This window comes from Enterococcus sp. AZ196, assembly GCF_050498845.1.
GTDB classification, from domain to species: domain Bacteria; phylum Bacillota; class Bacilli; order Lactobacillales; family Enterococcaceae; genus Enterococcus_A; species Enterococcus_A murrayae.
Map to the genome: position 1 here is coordinate 2,433,446 of NZ_JBIPAM010000001.1, position 18,070 is coordinate 2,451,515.

At 39.6% G+C, this 18,070-nt stretch carries 15 protein-coding genes; 3 read left to right on the forward strand and 12 right to left on the reverse strand.

Features of this window, described 5'->3' with window-relative positions:
* Window positions 1-11: 11 nt before the first annotated feature.
* Window positions 12-1,733: a pyruvate oxidase gene (spxB, locus tag IGI67_RS11695; RefSeq protein ID WP_207109758.1), complete on the forward strand. Its 1,722-nt coding sequence runs from the start codon at window positions 12-14 to the stop codon at window positions 1,731-1,733.
* Between the two features lie 63 nt (window positions 1,734-1,796).
* On the opposite strand, the gene IGI67_RS11700 is transcribed toward spxB, so the two are convergent.
* A complete protein-coding gene (locus IGI67_RS11700) occupies window positions 1,797-2,174 on the reverse strand; it encodes a PTS sugar transporter subunit IIA (protein WP_242550413.1) in 378 nt (125 codons plus the stop codon).
* Between the two features lie 140 nt (window positions 2,175-2,314).
* Between IGI67_RS11700 and IGI67_RS11705 the strand changes: the two genes are divergently transcribed.
* The gene (locus IGI67_RS11705; RefSeq protein ID WP_429957811.1) at window positions 2,315-3,934 is read left to right on the forward strand and encodes an ABC-F family ATP-binding cassette domain-containing protein; all 1,620 of its coding nucleotides are present in this window, start codon (window positions 2,315-2,317) and stop codon (window positions 3,932-3,934) included.
* 41 nt (window positions 3,935-3,975) lie between these two features.
* On the opposite strand, the gene IGI67_RS11710 is transcribed toward IGI67_RS11705, so the two are convergent.
* Complete coding sequence (locus IGI67_RS11710) at window positions 3,976-4,941, reverse strand: AEC family transporter (protein WP_207109755.1); 966 nt, start codon at window positions 4,939-4,941, stop codon at window positions 3,976-3,978.
* A gap of 25 nt (window positions 4,942-4,966) precedes the next feature.
* The gene (locus IGI67_RS11715) at window positions 4,967-6,607 is read right to left on the reverse strand and encodes a malolactic enzyme (RefSeq protein WP_429957812.1); all 1,641 of its coding nucleotides are present in this window, start codon (window positions 6,605-6,607) and stop codon (window positions 4,967-4,969) included.
* Between the two features lie 122 nt (window positions 6,608-6,729).
* Between IGI67_RS11715 and IGI67_RS11720 the strand changes: the two genes are divergently transcribed.
* On the forward strand, window positions 6,730-7,623 hold the full coding sequence (locus IGI67_RS11720; RefSeq protein WP_207109753.1) for a LysR family transcriptional regulator: 894 nt from the start codon (window positions 6,730-6,732) through the stop codon (window positions 7,621-7,623).
* A gap of 37 nt (window positions 7,624-7,660) precedes the next feature.
* On the opposite strand, the gene IGI67_RS11725 is transcribed toward IGI67_RS11720, so the two are convergent.
* The 9 genes from IGI67_RS11725 to gyrA form a co-directional block, all read right to left on the reverse strand.
* Window positions 7,661-8,527 (reverse strand): DegV family protein, encoded by an 867-nt coding sequence (locus IGI67_RS11725; RefSeq protein ID WP_207109752.1) that lies wholly within the window; start codon window positions 8,525-8,527, stop codon window positions 7,661-7,663.
* Between the two features lie 75 nt (window positions 8,528-8,602).
* On the reverse strand, window positions 8,603-9,895 hold the full coding sequence (locus tag IGI67_RS11730; protein ID WP_207109751.1) for an adenylosuccinate synthase: 1,293 nt from the start codon (window positions 9,893-9,895) through the stop codon (window positions 8,603-8,605).
* Window positions 9,896-10,069: 174 nt separating this feature from the next.
* A complete protein-coding gene (gene dnaB, locus IGI67_RS11735) occupies window positions 10,070-11,431 on the reverse strand; it encodes a replicative DNA helicase (protein ID WP_207109750.1) in 1,362 nt (453 codons plus the stop codon).
* 128 nt (window positions 11,432-11,559) lie between these two features.
* Complete coding sequence (rplI, locus tag IGI67_RS11740; protein WP_207109749.1) at window positions 11,560-12,012, reverse strand: 50S ribosomal protein L9; 453 nt, start codon at window positions 12,010-12,012, stop codon at window positions 11,560-11,562.
* Window positions 12,009-13,973, reverse strand: coding sequence for a DHH family phosphoesterase (locus tag IGI67_RS11745; protein WP_429957813.1), 1,965 nt, complete (start codon window positions 13,971-13,973; stop codon window positions 12,009-12,011). Before IGI67_RS11745 ends, rplI begins: the two co-directional genes overlap by 4 nt.
* A 177-nt stretch (window positions 13,974-14,150) precedes the next feature.
* Complete coding sequence (rpsR, locus tag IGI67_RS11750; RefSeq protein WP_071863071.1) at window positions 14,151-14,387, reverse strand: 30S ribosomal protein S18; 237 nt, start codon at window positions 14,385-14,387, stop codon at window positions 14,151-14,153.
* Between the two features lie 23 nt (window positions 14,388-14,410).
* Window positions 14,411-14,920: a single-stranded DNA-binding protein gene (gene ssb / locus IGI67_RS11755; protein ID WP_207109747.1), complete on the reverse strand. Its 510-nt coding sequence runs from the start codon at window positions 14,918-14,920 to the stop codon at window positions 14,411-14,413.
* Window positions 14,921-14,964: 44 nt separating this feature from the next.
* Entirely contained in the window at window positions 14,965-15,267 is a 303-nt protein-coding gene (gene rpsF / locus IGI67_RS11760) for a 30S ribosomal protein S6 (RefSeq protein ID WP_010742561.1), read from the reverse strand.
* Window positions 15,268-15,449: 182 nt separating this feature from the next.
* Window positions 15,450-17,954, reverse strand: coding sequence for a DNA gyrase subunit A (gene gyrA / locus IGI67_RS11765; RefSeq protein WP_429957814.1), 2,505 nt, complete (start codon window positions 17,952-17,954; stop codon window positions 15,450-15,452).
* Window positions 17,955-18,070: the final 116 nt, after the last annotated feature.

Below are 18,070 nucleotides of genomic sequence, written 5' to 3' on the forward strand. Positions count from 1 at the left end.
GAGTGGAGAAGATGACAAAAATTAATGCAGGAGTTGCAATGGTCAACGTCTTAGAAGCTTGGGGAATCGATCATATTTATGGTATTCCCGGCGGTTCATTCAACTCAACAATGGATGCCTTATATCATGAACGCGAAGCTGTTAAATATATCCAAGTGCGCCACGAAGAGGCAGGCGCTTTGGCTGCTGCCGCAGATGCCAAACTGACTGGTAAGATTGGTGCTGTTTTTGGTTCAGCTGGTCCTGGTGCGAGTCATTTAATTAACGGCCTCTATGATGCTCAAATGGATCATGTGCCTGTTTTAGCTTTGTTGGGGCAAGTGGCTTCTACTGCAATGAACTATAATTCTTTTCAAGAGTTAAATGAAAATCCAATGTTTGCAGACGTCAGTGTGTATAACCGGACGGTAATGACACCTGAAAGTTTGCCTCATGTAATCGATGAAGCGATTAAAGCGGCGTATCAACAAAAAGGAGTAGCCGTTGTTACCATCCCTGTTGATTTGGGTTTTGCAGAAATTGAAGAAGCAGAGATTGCCACTGCGAAAAACCATAAAACTGGCGTAGTACTCCCAGATGAAGCTGATCTGAAGGCCGCATTGCCTTTAATTGAAGCAGCGAAACAACCGGTCCTTTATATTGGGCAAGGTGTCCGCGGCGGATTCGATGCTATTAAAGCCTTTGCTGAACATTTTTCAATGCCTGTCGCAGCTGCTGTCTTAGCTAAAGGAATTGTCCCTGATCTTTATGAAAACTTCTTAGGCTTCGCTGCTCGTGTAGCAACTAAGCCTGCGAATGAAGCATTGGCTGATGCTGATTTGATTGTGTTTGTCGGCAGCGACTTCCCATTTGGCCGATATTTCTTCAATCCAGAAGCAAAGTTCATCCAAGTCGATATTGATGCAGCAAAATTTGGTCGTCGCCACCATGTCGATCACTCTATTTTAGGGGATGGCGCAACAGCTCTTCGCCGCTGGGTCGAACTTGGAAAAGAACGACCTGCAGACGCATGGCTTGAAGCCAATCAGGAAAATATTCGTAATTGGCATGCTTGGCGTAAAAGCTTCTATAATGATGATTCAACGCCATTACGTGCAGAACCTGTCTTCAAAGAAATCAATCGGATCGCGGAACAAGATGCTGTTTACGTTGCCGATGTCGGGAATGTTACGCTGAACGCTATTCGTCATCTAGAAATGAATGGCGACCAGCAATTTACAACCTCTGGCTGGTTTGCAACAATGGGCAATGGTGTCCCTGGCGGTATTGCAGCACAATTGACTTATCCAGATAAACAAGTCTTTACCTTCAGCGGAGACGGCGGTTTTGCCATGCAGATGCAAGATATCATTACTCAGGTAAAATACCATTTGCCAATTATCAACGTCGTCTTTTCAAATGATGCTTTTGGTTTTATTGAGGCTGAACAAGAAGATACAGAGCAACAAAAATTTGGTGTCTTTCTAGAGGGCGCAGACTTCGGTAAAGTTGGTGAGGCATTAGGTGCTGATGGCTTCACGATTACTGAATATAGTCAATTAGAGCCTGCCTTCACAGCAGCGAAAGCCAGCAAACGTCCAGTCGTAATCGACGTCAAAATCAAAGATGAACGACCTCTGCCCGTCGAAGCTCTAGAATTAGAACCAGAAAAATTTTCAACAGAGCAAATCAATGCCTTCAAAGAAAAATATAACGTTCACGATATGCCTACTTTACGTGAAATATTGAAATAAGGCAGCGGTTCTTATTAAAAGTGAAAGTGGTGGTGCCAAAGATATCTGGCACCACCACTTTTTTTACATTCTCCGAATTGTCTGTTTGGCTTCCACTTCTAATTGCTTTGTCAGCTCTTCTGCCGACAGTTCGCGATTTACCAAAGCCTGTAGAAGCATGGGTAAATTCACTCCTGTCACTAAAGACTGCCGCGAATCATTCATTACACAATAGCTGGCATAGCGAAATGGCGTACCACCAAACATATCCACCAGCCAGACTAGTTCATCAGCTTTCGTTAATAAGTCTTTGGCATATTTTTCAATTTTTTCCTGCAGACCTGTAGCTCCTGGCTGGATATTTAATGTTTCTACACAGCTTTGCTCACCCAGGATGGACTCCGCTGTTTTTAACAGACTGTCCGCTAAATGGTCGTGGGTCGCGATAATGATCCCGATCATACTGACACATCCCTTCAATTTCTCAGTCTATCTTATTTTTAATCCCAAGTAAATTCTTATAGGTTGACTTGAAACTTCAGATGTTCCCCGATATAATGCAGAGAGGCCTTACGCCAATACTGATAAAGCGAGGAAAATCATTGATTACAGTAAGTGACGTTAGTTTACAGTTCCCTGACCGTAAACTATTTGATGATGTAAATATTAAATTCACTCCCGGCAATTGTTACGGGTTGATTGGTGCGAATGGTGCCGGTAAATCAACCTTTCTAAAGATTTTAGCAGGCGATATCCAGCCTTCTACCGGCTCAGTTACTTTAGGACCAAACGAACGAATGGCTGTGTTGAAGCAAAACCATTTTGACTTTGAAGAGTACACTGTTCTTGAAACAGTCATCATGGGACACGAACGCTTATACCAAGTCATGCAAGAAAAAGACGCTGTTTATATGAAGGAAGATTTTTCTGACGAAGATGGTATTCGTGCAGCAGAGCTAGAAGGTGAATTTGCCGAACTCGATGGTTGGGAAGCTGAACCAGAAGCAGCGGTTCTATTGCAAGGGTTAAATATTCCCGAAGAACTTCATCAGCAAAAAATGAGTGAATTGACGGCTGGACAAAAAATCAAGGTCCTTTTAGCTCAATCGCTTTTTGGCAAACCAGATGTACTATTGCTGGATGAGCCAACGAATGGATTAGATATCCAATCGATCGACTGGTTAGAAGAATTCTTGATCAACTTTGATAATACCGTAATTGTCGTATCCCATGACCGCCACTTCTTAAACAAAGTGTGTACACACATGGCTGATTTAGACTTCGGAAAAATCAAATTATATGTCGGCAACTATGACTTCTGGTTAGAATCAAGTCAGTTAGCAACGAAATTGCAATCGCAGCAAAATGCTAAAAAAGAAGAACAAATCAAAGAATTACAAGAATTTATCGCTCGCTTCAGCGCCAATGCATCGAAATCAAAACAAGCGACTTCTCGTAAAAAAATGTTGGATAAGATTACATTAGATGATATCCAGCCTTCTTCACGTCGTTATCCATTCGTGCAGTTCAAACCAGAGCGAGAAATCGGTAATGATTTACTGCAAGTCGATAACGTTAGTGTAACAATCGACGGCAAGAAAATTTTAGATAACATCTCTTTCACCTTGAATCGTGACGACAAAGTCGCTTTCATCGCTGAAAATGACTTAGTTACTACTACCCTATTTAAAGTGATTATGGGCGATCTTGAGCCTGATACAGGAACCGTTCGCTGGGGTGTAACGACAAGCCAAGCTTACTTGCCAAAAGATACGACGAAAGAATTCGACAGTGAACTGCCAATCCTTGATTGGCTACGTCAATATGCCAGTAAAGAAGAAGATGACAATACTTTCTTACGCAGTTTCTTAGGTCGTATGCTGTTTTCTGGCGACGAAGTAATGAAGCCAGTCAATGTTCTATCCGGTGGTGAAAAAGTTCGTTGTATGTTATCAAAATTAATGCTGTCAAAATCAAACGTCTTAGTCCTAGATGACCCAACCAATCACTTGGACTTAGAATCGATTTCAGCACTAAATGATGGTTTGATCGCCTATAAAGGTTCGCTTTTATTTGCCTCTCATGACCATCAGTTCATTCAAACAATTGCTAATCGAATCATTGCTATTTCTGAAAATGGCGTGGTTGACCGTGCAGAAACGACCTATGATGAATTTTTGGAAAACCCAGAAGTTCAAAAACAATTAAGTAAATTGTATTAAAAAAAAGCATTCGCGAGAAAAAATCGCGAATGCTTTTTTTATTAAATAAATTGTACGAGCTCCATCAAGATCGGAACGACAATCACAAATAATACAGTACTAGTTGTTACTAGATTCGTAGCATATTTAACGTCTCCGTGCGCTTCATTTGCTAAAATTGGCAGTACAGCTAACATTGGTGTCGCAGATTGTACGATCAAGGTTTGTTTCAATAATGGCGCAAGATTTGCTCCAAAAGCGTTTGATCCAAGAGCGATTAAAGCAATCAAAACAGCTGGTGCTAAGATAAAACGTCCTAGTAAAGCTACGACAGTATCACGATCAAAGCGGATGCTCTTTAACCCGGCATCATATAAGACGATCCCGATATAAAGCAAGGATAACGGTGTAACGATACTGCCGACGTAGCCAAGCGTTGCATTGATAAAGCTTGGTACTGGAATACCTACTAACAAGAAGATAATCGCTACGATAAAACCTAATAAAGGTGGTGGCAATAATTTCTTCCAATTCAGTTTGGCTTTGCTTTCACCTTTGACTTTGGTTGGATCATCATTCGATATCAGGAACACCCCAAAAGCCCAAGTAGAAACGGTATTCGTCACATAATAGACCAAGAAATAAGGCAATGATTTTTCACCGAACAAGGCGATATTTAAGGGCAGTCCGATAAAGATCGTGTTGGCATTAACGATCGCATTCATGAATATCCCACGGCGTCCTGGACGAATCTTCAAGATTTTAACTAGAGCATAGGCCAATATATAGGAGATAATCACTGCTCCAACCGGGTAAATCAAACTACCCGATAGCTGGAACAGGCTTTCCTTGGTCAAGTTCTTTAATACGGATACAAAGATGGAGGCTGGCAGCGCCACACGTGTAATCAATGATGAAATGCTTTTACCAAAGCTTTCATCAAACCAACCTTGACCTTTCAAGATATAACCTAAAGCAATCATAATAATGATGCTTAAAACACTTTGAATCGATTGAAAGAAAATCATCTTTTTTTCCTCCCCTTTTACTCAATTATTCATTATCAAGCGATTGATACTCTGGATACCATTTCATCTCTTCAACAGCTTGTTTGATGTCGTTGATTTCTTCTTTATTTAATTTTTGATCCACAACGCTTTTTACAACTACTTCAGCAATTGTTTGAGAGAATTCTGTCAATTTTGATACAGGCGGCAGTACAGCTGCACCTGGTTTGCTTGTATCAACAATTCCACCTAGTGCATGGCTTGCTCGTGATAGCATTTCACCATTAACACGGGTTGCAGTTGAAGCAATGATTCCAAGTCCTAAGCCAGGATACATTAGGGCATTGTTGGCTTGACCAATCTGGTAGGTAATGCCGTTGTATTTTACATCTGCGGCAGGAATTCCCGTACCGATTAGAGCTTTCCCATCCGTCCATTTAATTAAATCTTCTGCGGTTGCTTCAGCCAATTTTGTTGGATTAGACAACGGGAAGATAATTGGACGTTCTGTATTAGCCGCTATTTCTCGTACGATTTCTTCAGTAAAGGCTCCTGGTTGAGTTGAAGTACCGATAATAATCGTAGGATGAATCGCTTTAACCGCCGCTGCTAAATCTGTCAATTCAGCAGCATTTGAAAACTCCTTGCGCTGACGGACAAATTCTTTTTGACCAGGCGTTAAGCCCTCTGTATCTTCAAACAGCACGCCTTGTTTGTCTACCATGTAGAAATGCTTTCTGGCTTCTTCTTCAGACAGTCCTTGACGCTTCATTTCATCCAGCAATTGGTTGGCAATACCAACACCAGCAGTGCCGGCACCAAAGGTCATCACTGTTTGTTTCGTCAAGTCTTCTTGTGAGATATTCAAAGCACCTAAGACACCTGCTAAAACAACAATTCCTGTTCCTTGAATGTCATCATTGAAGGTCGTGATTTTATCTTGATATTTCTCTAAGATAGTTGCAGCATTCGAACGTCCAAAATCTTCCCAGTGCAGCAAGACCTCAGGAAACAATTCTTCAACAGCCTCAACAAATCGATCAATCACTTCGTAATATTTATCGCCATAGATCCGTTTATGCTTATTGCCCAAATACAATGGATCATCTAACAACTCTTGATTATTCGTCCCAGCATCGATCGAAACAGGTAAAACTTGAGCTGGATTGATACCGGCTGCAGCAGTGTAAACCATCAATTTACCAATCGCTATATCTACTCCATTGACACCCCAGTCACCGATTCCTAGGATCCCTTCCGCATCTGTTACAACGATTAATCGAATATCACGGCCAGCTGCAGCATTTTTCAAACTTTCTTTGATGCTTTCTGGTTCATCGACTGAAATGAATGCGGCATTTTGTGATTCAACAAATAACTCATTATATTGTTCGATGGAATCTGCTACAGTTGGATCATAGACGATCGGCATAAATTCTACGACGTGTTGTCCCATTAATTTGTAAAACAGAGTACGATTCGTATTAAAGATTTCCATCAAAAACAGACGTTTTTCTAAGTTCGTTGCTTTACTTTGGTATTGACCATAGGTTTGTTCTGCCTGCTCTTCCAAAGTTTGCACTCTGGCTGGCAGCAAACCCGTTAAACTGTATTTCTTACGTTCTTCCTTTGTAAATGCAGTTCCTTTATTTAAAAATGGATTATTTAAAATTTCGATTCCTTTCATGTCGTTCTCCTCCTTATTGATTACAGTTAGGACAATACACGCTTGCACAGACTATAGTCAAAACAAAAGCTTAGAATAAATTTTATTTATATGATAATCTAATTTCACAAGAGGAGACGATTATGAACTTTAAAGACTTAGAATATTTCCAACGCTTAGTACGAGAAAAAAGTTTTACGAAGGTAGCAAACGCCTTTCATGTCAGTCAACCCACGATTACTTATGCCGTAAAACGGCTGGAAGATGAATTGGGGACAGAACTCGTATATCGTGATCAATCACATAAACAATTGGTCATCACGCAATCTGGCTTGATCCTTTCACGTCACATCTCAAATATTTTGAAAGAGGTGACGATCGCTGTTACGGAAATCGACCGATTAAAAGAAGAAACCTTAGACTTTGGATTGCCCCCTATTATTGGAAATTTCTATTTTCCAAAACTTTCTTCTTATCTCTTTAAAAATAATTTGATGCGCCATATTCACTTAGTTGATGGTGGATCAAGAGATCTCTATGGTCTTTTACGTCGAGGGAAAATAGATCTTGCCTTGCTTGGTTCAACACAACCGATCCGCGATGATGATTTGACTAGTGAAATTCTAATCGAAAAAAACTTCATGATTGTTGTTAGTCAAAAGCATCCTCTGGCCAATCGCAAAGAGATCTCTTTTTCTGAATTAAAAGAAGAACCGTTTGTTTTATTGAATGAACACTACGTTCATCCCACTGCTTTTAAAAAAATGGCGCAACAAGCTCATTTCGAACCACAAATTATTTATCAAAATAGTAATCTAAATATTTTGAAAGGCATGATACGTGAACAAATTGGCATTGGTTTTTTAGCAGAACTTGCGATCTCGCCTGAAGATAACTTGGTTATGATTCCTATTACCGATCAACCTCAGCCCACGTTCATTATTTCACTTGTTCAACGCGAGCAAGTGTTAGATTCAACGATTCGCGGTCAATTAATCGAGTTGATTCGGGGATTTAGCCAGCAAAAAGAGCACTAAAAAAACGAGGATAACAATAGTTATCCTCGTTTACTTATTAACTTCGTTTTTCACCGCGAGTGAAGACCGCAATACAACCCAAGCCAGTATGACTAGCGATTGTTGTTCCTAATGGAAAAATTCGGATCTCTTTTGGTTGAATACTTTCTTCTAAATGACGCTTCACTTCTTCAGCACCTTCTTGATCGGCGCTAGTTGTGATAAAAATCGTTTGATTTTCGGGATCTGCTGTCGCTTCACTGATTTTATCAGCGACTAGCTGCAACGCTTTTTTACGTCCGCGAACTTTTTCAACATTTTGCAGCTTGCCTTCAACATCGACAGTGATAATTGGTTTGATGTTCATCAAACCTCCAATTGCTGCACTCGTTTTAGAAATACGTCCACCACGTTGCAAATGATTCAAATCATCAACCGTTACCCAATGATGATACGTCAACTTATTTTCTTCCAGCCAATGATATAAATCCGTCAAAGACATCCCTGCCTGCTGTTTTTGAGCTGCTTCATAAACCATCAGCCCTTCACCGCCGCTGGCAGCTAGAGAATCCACCACATAGACTTCTGCCTCAGGCAAATCTTCTTTTAAAATTTCAACTGCCTGCATAGCACTTTGATAAGAGCCGCTCATTCCAGATGAGAAGCAGATATACAAAATCGGAATGTTTTTTTCTGCATAACCGCGGAAAAATTCAACATAACGACCAACATTGACCTGTGATGTCGTTGGCATCGCTCCATCTTTGATTTGTTGATAAAAATCAGCGATCTTAAAGCTGCGCCCCAAGTCATCAGCAAATTCTGCCCCATCGATCGTGACGTACATCGAAATAAAATCAACATTATTTTCATCTAATAATTCATAAGGCACATCGCAACATGAATCTGTCAGAATCTGATACATTTTTAAAATCCTCCAAACCCCCACTTAATAGTAAATCTATTTTACTAGATAATTGGTTGCTTGTCTCATAATATGTTAGATTTGAGCCCAAACACTCTCCATGATATTCGTTTGTGTCCGATCTGGGCCAACAGAAAATGTTGAGATTCGTACACCTACAAGTTCAGAAACACGACGAACATAATTCCGTGCATTTTCCGGCAAATCAGCTAAATCGCGGCAACCCGTGATGTCTTCGCTCCAGCCAGGTAATTCTTCATAAACCGGCTTGCAGCGATTCAATTCTTTCAAGCTTGCAGGATAATGATAAATCAATTCTCCATCCAATTCATATGCAGTACAAATTTTGACTGTATCTAATCCGCTCAATACATCGATTGAGTTCAAAGAAAGATTGGTAATGCCTGAGACACGTTTTGAATGACGCATCACAACAGAGTCAAACCAGCCCACACGACGTGGACGACCCGTTGTAGTTCCATATTCGCGACCAACTTTGCGAATTTGATCTCCAACTTCATCAAATAATTCCGTTGGGAAAGGCCCGTCACCGACACGTGAAGTATAAGCTTTACATACCCCTACTACTTTATCAATTTTTGCTGGCCCAACACCGCTACCGATAGTTACACCGCCAGCAACTGGATTCGATGACGTAACAAAAGGATACGTTCCCTGATCGATGTCCAGCATCACTCCTTGAGCTCCTTCAAACAACACACGCTTGCCCTGATCAAGTGCATCATTTAAGATAACCGAAGTATCTGTCACGTACTGTTTAATCTGTTGGCCGTATTCGTAATACTCTTCAAAAATGTCATCAAAGTCCATTGCTTCGTCATCAAACATTTTCACAAATTGACGATTTTTTTCTTCCAAATTGATCTTTAAGCGTTCTTCAAATATTTCTTTATCTAGCAAATCAGCTACGCGGATACCCACGCGAGCTGCTTTATCCATGTAAGCAGGTCCGATCCCTTTTATGGTTGTTCCAATTTTATTTTCACCTTTAGCATCTTCTTGCAATTGATCCAATTTAATATGATAAGGCAAAATTACATGGGCACGATCAGAAATTCGCAAGTTATCTGTTGTAATTCCGCGTTCATGTAAATAAGCCAATTCTGTAACTAATGATTTGGGATTTACTACTACACCGTTTCCAATGACACTCGTTTTTTCTTTGTAAAAAATCCCAGATGGAATCAAGTGTAATTTATATGTTTCATTGTCAAATTTGATTGTATGACCTGCATTATCTCCACCTTGGTAACGAGCAATGACTTCTGCATTTTCACTCAAAAAATCCGTGATCTTTCCTTTACCTTCATCGCCCCACTGCGTCCCTACAACTACTACAGATGACATCTGAACACCTCATTTATTTTTATTTAATCCTGAATCATTGTATCAAGAATAACGCTATACTTCAATGAAAATTCGAATATTAAAATATATAGATTATAAAAACAGGGTAAATCACGAACATTATTTTTAAAATGAGCGCTATTTGCAAAAAAAAACGCAAGTCTTAAACTTGCGTCAAAATTCTTCTCTTGGTGATAAGGAAGAGAATTTATTGTATTGCTTAATAAAGAGCAGCTCTACAGTCCCTCGGGCTCCACTCCGGTTCTTCTCAATGATAACTTCGATCACATTCCGATTTGCTGCGGATTCTTCCTCTTCCTCACCTTCGCGGTCGTAATAATCGTCACGATACAAGAAAGCTACAATGTCCGCATCTTGCTCGATTGATCCAGACTCACGAATATCACTCAATACTGGCCGCTTATCCTGTCGTTGTTCTACACCACGTGAAAGCTGAGACAAAGCAATGATTGGTACCTTCAACTCTTTAGCCAGCTTCTTTAATTGTCGTGAAATTTCAGATACTTCTTGTTGTCGGTTTTCTCGACCAGTTCCTTCAATCAATTGTAAATAGTCGATTAATATCAAACCAAGATTTCCTTTTTCCTTTGCCAGCTTGTGGCATTTTGCCCGAATTTCAGAAACTTTGATACCTGGTGTATCATCAATAAATATATTTGCTCGAGACAAACTGCCCATTGCAACAATCAAGTTCTGCCATTCTTCCTCAGATAACTGACCTGTTCTCAAGTGACTCGCTTCGATTGAGCCCTCCGCGCAAAGCATCCGGTTAACCAATGATTCTGCACCCATCTCCAAACTGAAGATAGCTACGGATTTGTCTGTCTTCGTTCCCACATTTTGGGCAATATTTAAAGCAAAGGCTGTCTTACCGACTGCAGGCCGTGCAGCTAAGATAATCAATTCCTCTGCCTGCAGACCAGCCGTCATTTTATCCAGAGCAGCATAACCTGTTGGCAATCCGGTAATCTCTTCATCATTTCGTGCCAATTGATCAATATTTTCAATCGCAGTATTTAGAACCTCACTGATGGTCAAAAAACCGCTCTTATTGCGACGTTCCGACACTTCCATAATATTCCGTTCGGCAGTGTCTAGAATCGTTTGTACGTCGTCTCCTTGCTCAAAACCTTGGGTCACGATGTTGGTGGCTGTCTGAATCAGGTTCCGCAACAAAGATTTCTCTTCTACGATTTTAGCATAATAGCCTACATTTGCTGCCGTCGGAACGCTTAAAGCAAGCTCAGATAAGTAACTTAATCCACCTGCATCTTCCAGCTGATTCTGTTGTTCCAATAATTCCTTGACCGTCACCACGTCGATCGCTTCGTTGCGATCATTTAATTGAATCATACCTCGGAAAATCAACTGATGCCCGCGGCGATAAAAGTCCTCTGGAACTATGTACTCCATGGCCGTGATCAAAGCATCCGTCTCCAAAAAAATAGAGCCTAAAGTTGCTTGTTCGGCTTCAATGCTTTGTGGTGGCACACGATCTTGTAACATTTCGCTCATGTCTTTTTACGCTCCTCTTTGTCCATCTATTTTACAAAATCTGCCCGTTAAATACAACAAAGAGTATGAGGAATTCTTTTAATTTCAAGAACTCTCATACTCTCTTGTAAATTGTTCGTTTAAATAAACTATTCTTCAATCACATGTACTTTTATGATTCCTTCAACTTCAGTATGGAGTTTAACTGGAACCTTTGTATAACCTAATGTGCGAATTGGATTTTCTAGTTCGATTTTTCGCTTATCGATCTTTAAATCGTATTGTTTTTTCAATCCTTCAGCAATTTGTTTCGATGGGATCGAACCAAACAAACGACCATCTTCGCCGCCCTTCGCTTTGATCTCTACTACAGTTTCTTCTTTTGCTAAAAAATCCGCCAATTTTTTTGCTTCAGCCAAGACTTCAGCTGCTTTTTTATCTTGTGCTTTCTTTTGACCACTTAATTCAGAAATGCTGCTTTTTGTAGCTTCCTTCGCTAAGTTATTTTTTAATAAGTAATTTTGTGCATAACCTGTTGGGACTTCCTTGATATCTCCCTTTTTTCCTTTACCTTTAACATCTTGTAAAAAAATTACTTTCATTCTTCTGTCCCCTCCGTTAACTGTTTATTAATAGCATCGAGTAACTGTTTCTTTGCCTCTGTAATCGTACTATTCTTTATTTGAGTAGCAGCATTAGTAAAATGACCGCCGCCTCCCAAAACTTCCATTACAGTTTGGACGTTAATCGTCCCGGAACTACGTGCGCTGATAGCTATTACTCCATCAGTTCGTTTGATAATTACAAAAGCTGCATTGATGTCCACCATTGATAACAATGTGTCAGCTGTCTTAGCCGCCGTCACACTATCATACTCTTGATCATCCGTTCCAGTAGCAACAACGATATCATCTCTGACATAATCACTCTCGCCGACTAATTTACTGATTTCCAAATAAGATTGAATATCAGTACTCAATAGATATTGTACTAAAGAAGCATCGGCACCACAAGTCTTTAAATAACTAGCAACATCAAATGTTCTAGCAGTTGTCCTAACCGCAAAATTTTTCGTATCAACAGTAATTCCCGCGAGCAATAGTGTCGCTTCCATTTTGCTCATTCTTTGACGTTCGTTACTTTCAAATTGAATCAATTCAGTTACTAATTCGGATGCTGAAGATGCTGAAGATTCGATATAGGTCAATAAAGACTTCTCTGGAAACTCTTCACCTCTTCGATGATGATCAATAATTACAATATTTTCAAATTGTTCATATAATTCTTGATCCACGGATAAGGACGGTCGATGATAATCGACCATCACTAATAGATCCCCTGCTTTGCGTTGCTTTTTAGCAACATCCGGAGAAATCAAAAGATTTACTAGCTCGCCATTTTGATGAATCTCTTCTAAGCAGCGTTCCACATCAGGAATAGTCTCTTCTTCATTAATCACAATTCGAACTTTTTTGTCATGGTATCGAGCTAAACAAGCAACACCAAAGGCTGAACCGATAGCATCCATATCGGGAAAACGGTGACCCATAACATATACGTTTCCAGTTTGGTTAAAAACATTTTTTAATGCTGTAGACATTGCGCGTGAACGTACCCTTGTTCGTTTAGCGGCACTCGCAGAATTGCCGCCATAAAAAACAGGCTTTTGGTCTTCCGCTGCATTTTTTACAACTACTTGATCACCACCACGAACTAACGCAATATCTAGATTATTTTGAGCCTCGTCGCCAATCACTTCTAAAGACTCATTGCCATAACTGATTCCCATACTGACAGTAATCAACATATCCTGCTTCTCAGCTGAAGCCCGTATATGTTCCAACAAATCAAAATGATTCTCTATCATTTTTTCTAAATCATCATAACGAGCAAAAATAAAAAAACGCTCCGCATTTACTCGTTTATAAAAGATATGATATGAGTCCATCCAATCAGAAATAATTGTTGTGATAAAAGAATTCAAATTAGATATTTCCTTGTCATCTCTCCGGTCAATCACGTCATCATAATTGTCGACTGAGAGAATTCCAACAACTGCTTGCTGCTGTTTTTCCTTGTTTTCTAACGTATATTCTTTTGTAATATCAATTAAATAGACAACGCGTTTTTCTTTATTTAAGTCAAAATGATAAAGTTTATTATCTATTTTATAAATATTTCTCCCTTTTTCTGCTCTTTGTAGCAACTCATTGACCATATCTTGTTGATCATCTTTTGTTAACAATTGAACACTTTCAGTTATTGCTGGATTCGTCCAAGTAAAAGTACTATTCTCATCCCAAGTAATAATTCCAACGGGCATGTCATCAGATACATAAGCTAAGGCTTCTTCAGCACGCTGAGAAGCGTATTGGATTTTCTGCTGATTCGTTACCTCGATAGAATTACGTAAGACAATTAGATAAACCCATAATAAAAGATCAATTATTATAACAATTGCGGCAGTCAAGAAAGTAAATGGTAATAAGAATATTGCGGTTAATTGAATCCCTAATAAGCAGAGGAAGAAAAAGGCCCATTTTGTTCTAGGTTTCTTTTTCATCTGAAACCTCCTAATTGTTTTTGACTAACAATTTCTAAAATGTTCTGTTTGATTCTGAGAACAAATAGTCTAACAGTGCAATTTTATCACAATCTATCATAGCAAGCGACTTTCTTGAATGTTTCACGTGAAACAAAAAAGAGACTTCAAAAATTGAAGTCTCTTTAAAATAACAGATTATGCTTCTTCTGATACGAATGCTAATAACCCCATAATACGAGCGCGTTTGATAGCGATCGTTAATTTGCGTTGGTTTTTAGCACTTGTTCCAGTCACACGACGAGGTAAAATTTTACCACGTTCGCTGATGAAACGTTTTAGTAATTCGATATTTTTGTAATCGATGTACTCGATATGATTAGCAGCAATATAGTCTACCTTACGACGTTTGCGACCTCTTCTTTGTTGTGCCATTCCGTTTCCCTCCTATTCAATTGTTAGAATGGTAAATCATCATCTGAAATGTCGATTGAGGATCCACTAAATGGATCTGAATCTCTATCGAAGTCAGGCATAGTGTTCTTAGCTGACTGAGAGGATTGATTATTATTGTTGTTGTTAAAATTATTTCCTCCACCTTGGAAGTCATCATTAGAACTAGGGTTCTGTTGACGTTGTTCATTTGCAGAACGCGATTCCAGTAATTGGAAATTCTCAGCAACAACTTCAGTCACATAGACACGTTGTCCTTGCTGATTTTCATAATTTCTTGTTTGGATACGGCCAGTCACACCTAAAAGAGTTCCTTTGCGCGCATAATTAGCTAAAGTTTCTGCTGATTTTCGCCAAATCACACAATTGATAAAGTCTGCTTCGCGATTTCCGCTTTGATTCGTAAAATTACGATTCACCGCTAAAGTAAACGTTGCAACACCTGTACCATTTGCAGTATAGCGTAAATCAGGATCCTTTGTTAAACGACCAACTAATACAACATTATTAATCAAAGTAAAGCCAGCTCCCTTCTCGTCAATTGTTTCACGTGAAACAATTATTCTTCAATCTTAACGATCATGTGACGAATGATATCGTCGTTGATTTTTGCAAGACGATCGAATTCGTTAACTGCACTAGCTGTTGTTGGCGCAGTTGCATTGACGATATGGTAGATGCCTTCACGGAATCCGTTCATTTCGTAAGCGAAACGGCGTTTTTCCCAATCTTTTGAATCGATAATTTCGGCTCCATTATCTTTCAAGATTGTATCGAAACGTTCTACTAAAGCAGTTTTTGCTTCTTCATCAATGTTCGGACGAATGATGTATGTGATTTCATACTTCGTATTTTGACTCATTGATTTTCACCTCCCTATGGACTATAAGGCTCTTAATTGTTTTAAGAGCAAGGAGAGCGATCTAAATTTTATCTAGACTACTCACAAATATTCATTATACATAATCGTCCTACAAAAATCAAATATTTCTTTACTTTAAGTTACGAAAAAAGACTGGGATTTCTCCCAGTCTTTGCTTTTTTTTATTCTTCAGTATCTTTTGGTGTTTCTGCGGACGTGTCAGTTGTATCGATTGTTTCCGTATCTTCAACTTCCTCGTCTTCTTTATCAACGATTGCCATTGTTACAACTTTCGTATTTTCTTCCATCTTCATCAGACGAACACCTAGCGTTGCACGACCTGTTTGTGAAACACCGCCAACATTGAAGCGGATGATCACACCTTTATCTGTAATTAACAGGATATCTTCATCACCATTAACAGTAGTTAATCCAGCTAGCGGCCCATTCTTATCTTTAACGTTAGCAGTCTTGATTCCTTTACCGCCACGTCCTTTGATTGGATATTCAGTAGCTTTTGTACGTTTGCCATAACCTTTTTCAGTAATGACTAAAACTTCTTGCTCTTCTTTTAATACATCCGAGCCGATCACGTAATCCTCATCTCGTAAACGAATACCACGAACCCCACTAGCTGTACGTCCCATATCACGAACAGCCTCTTCTTTAAACGTTACTGAGTAACCGTTGTGGGTACCGATAATAATTGTTTCATCGCCTTCCGTTGACATTACATTTACCAATTCGTCTCCTTCACGTAGTCCAATCGCAATCAAACCATTCGCACGAATATTCGAAAAGGCAGTAACTGTCGTACGTTTAACAGTACCTCTCTTTGTAACAAAGAATAAGAAGTGACCATCTGCAGCTTGTCCATTCACTGAGATTACTGCTTGGATCGTTTCATTTGAATCTATTCCTAACAAGTTGATAATAGGAATTCCTTTAGCTGTCCGGCCGTATTCAGGAACTTCATATCCTTTTGCACGATAGACTCGACCACTGTTAGTAAAGAATAATAACGTATCGTGTGTCGAGCAAGAAATCAATGTCTTCACGAAATCATCATTGTGAATGCCCATTCCTTGGACCCCTCGTCCACCACGACGCTGTGCACGAAATTCAGTTGAAGCAATTCGCTTGATGTACCCATTGTTAGTTAAAGCGATAACGACATCTTCTTCTTCGATTAAATCTTCATCTTCAAGACTCAAGACTTCACCGATGAGCAATTCAGTCCGACGCGCATCTCCGAATTTCCCAGCAATTTCAGCTAGTTCGGTACGGATGATTTCTTCCACACGCTCAGGACGCGCTAAAATGTCATCTAAGTCACTGATTGTCTTCAACAGCTCTTGGTACTCATTTTCGATTTTCTCACGTTCTAAGCCCGTTAAACGGCGTAAACGCATATCTAGAATCGCTTGCGCTTGTCGATCAGATAATTCAAAGCGTTCGATCAAAGTATTTTTCGCAATTTCATCTGAAGCAGAACTGCGGATCGTTGCAATAATTTCATCTATATGATCCAGTGCGATCCGTAAGCCTTCTAAAATATGTGCTCGTGCCTCGGCCTTTTTCTTATCGAAAATCGTCCGACGAGTAATAACGATCTTTTGATGTTCAATATAGTTTTCCAAAATCTGTTTCAAATTTAAGATTCGTGGAACGCCATTTTCAATCGCTAACATATTAAAGCTAAACGATGTTTGCAATGAAGTCATCTTATACAGGTTATTCAAAATGACTGATGCACTTACATCGCGACGAACTTCGATAACAATCCGCATACCTTCACGAGAAGATTCATCTCGCAAATCAGTGATTCCCTCTATTCGTTTATCACGATGCAACTCAGAAATACGTTCGATCAATTTCGCTTTATTGACCATATATGGTAATTCAGTGACAATAATACGTTCTTTCCCATTCTTCTGTTCTTCGATTTCGATTTTTGCGCGTACTGTAATAGAGCCCTTACCAGTCTCATAAGCTCTACGAATACCGGATTTCCCCATGACTAAACCGCCAGTTGGGAAATCTGGTCCTGGAATACATTCCATTAATTCTTGAGTTGTTGCCTCAGGATTTTCCATTAATAATTCAATTCCAGCTGTAACTTCTCTTAAGTTATGTGGCGGAATATTAGTTGCCATCCCGACTGCGATTCCTGTTGCTCCATTAACTAATAAATTGGGAAAACGTGCTGGTAATACTACGGGTTCTTGTTCACTGTCATCATAATTTCCTTGAAAATCAACAGTATCTTTATTGATATCCCGCAACATTTCCATCGCGATCTTACTTAGACGAGCTTCTGTATAACGCATCGCCGCAGCTCCGTCTCCATCGACAGATCCAAAGTTTCCGTGACCGTCTACTAACATGTTACGATAGCTGAATGATTGAGCCATACGAACCATTGATTCGTAGATGGCGCTGTCCCCGTGAGGATGGTACTTACCCATTACATCTCCGACGATACGCGCAGATTTCTTATGCGGTTTATCTGGAGTAACGCCTAACTCATTCATTCCATATAAAATTCGACGATGTACAGGTTTCAATCCATCCCGTACATCTGGTAAAGCACGTGCCACAATAACGCTCATCGCATAATCAATGAAGGATTCTCGCATTTCACTAGTTAGATTGACGTCGTGTATATTCTCTCTTCGATCTTCCAAATTGATCCTCCTATCTCGTATTAATGTATTCATTTTTCAAAAACCGAAAAATGAGTCTGTTTCTCGCCACGTATATCATTTCTCTAAAAACGTAAACGAGTAAGAGAAACTGACAT

Coding starts and splice junctions, on each gene's coding strand:
- spxB (WP_207109758.1), top strand. CDS start 12: ATGACAAAAATTAATGCAGGAGTTGCAATGGTCAACGTCTTAGAAGCT.
- IGI67_RS11700 (WP_242550413.1), bottom strand. CDS start 2,174: ATGATCGGGATCATTATCGCGACCCACGACCATTTAGCGGACAGTCTG.
- IGI67_RS11710 (WP_207109755.1), bottom strand. CDS start 4,941: ATGATTTTCTTTCAATCGATTCAAAGTGTTTTAAGCATCATTATTATG.
- IGI67_RS11715 (WP_429957812.1), bottom strand. CDS start 6,607: ATGAAAGGAATCGAAATTTTAAATAATCCATTTTTAAATAAAGGAACT.
- IGI67_RS11720 (WP_207109753.1), top strand. CDS start 6,730: ATGAACTTTAAAGACTTAGAATATTTCCAACGCTTAGTACGAGAAAAA.
- IGI67_RS11725 (WP_207109752.1), bottom strand. CDS start 8,527: ATGTATCAGATTCTGACAGATTCATGTTGCGATGTGCCTTATGAATTA.
- IGI67_RS11730 (WP_207109751.1), bottom strand. CDS start 9,895: ATGTCATCTGTAGTAGTTGTAGGGACGCAGTGGGGCGATGAAGGTAAA.
- dnaB (WP_207109750.1), bottom strand. CDS start 11,431: ATGAGCGAAATGTTACAAGATCGTGTGCCACCACAAAGCATTGAAGCC.
- rplI (WP_207109749.1), bottom strand. CDS start 12,012: ATGAAAGTAATTTTTTTACAAGATGTTAAAGGTAAAGGAAAAAAGGGA.
- IGI67_RS11745 (WP_429957813.1), bottom strand. CDS start 13,973: ATGAAAAAGAAACCTAGAACAAAATGGGCCTTTTTCTTCCTCTGCTTA.
- rpsR (WP_071863071.1), bottom strand. CDS start 14,387: ATGGCACAACAAAGAAGAGGTCGCAAACGTCGTAAGGTAGACTATATT.
- rpsF (WP_010742561.1), bottom strand. CDS start 15,267: ATGAGTCAAAATACGAAGTATGAAATCACATACATCATTCGTCCGAAC.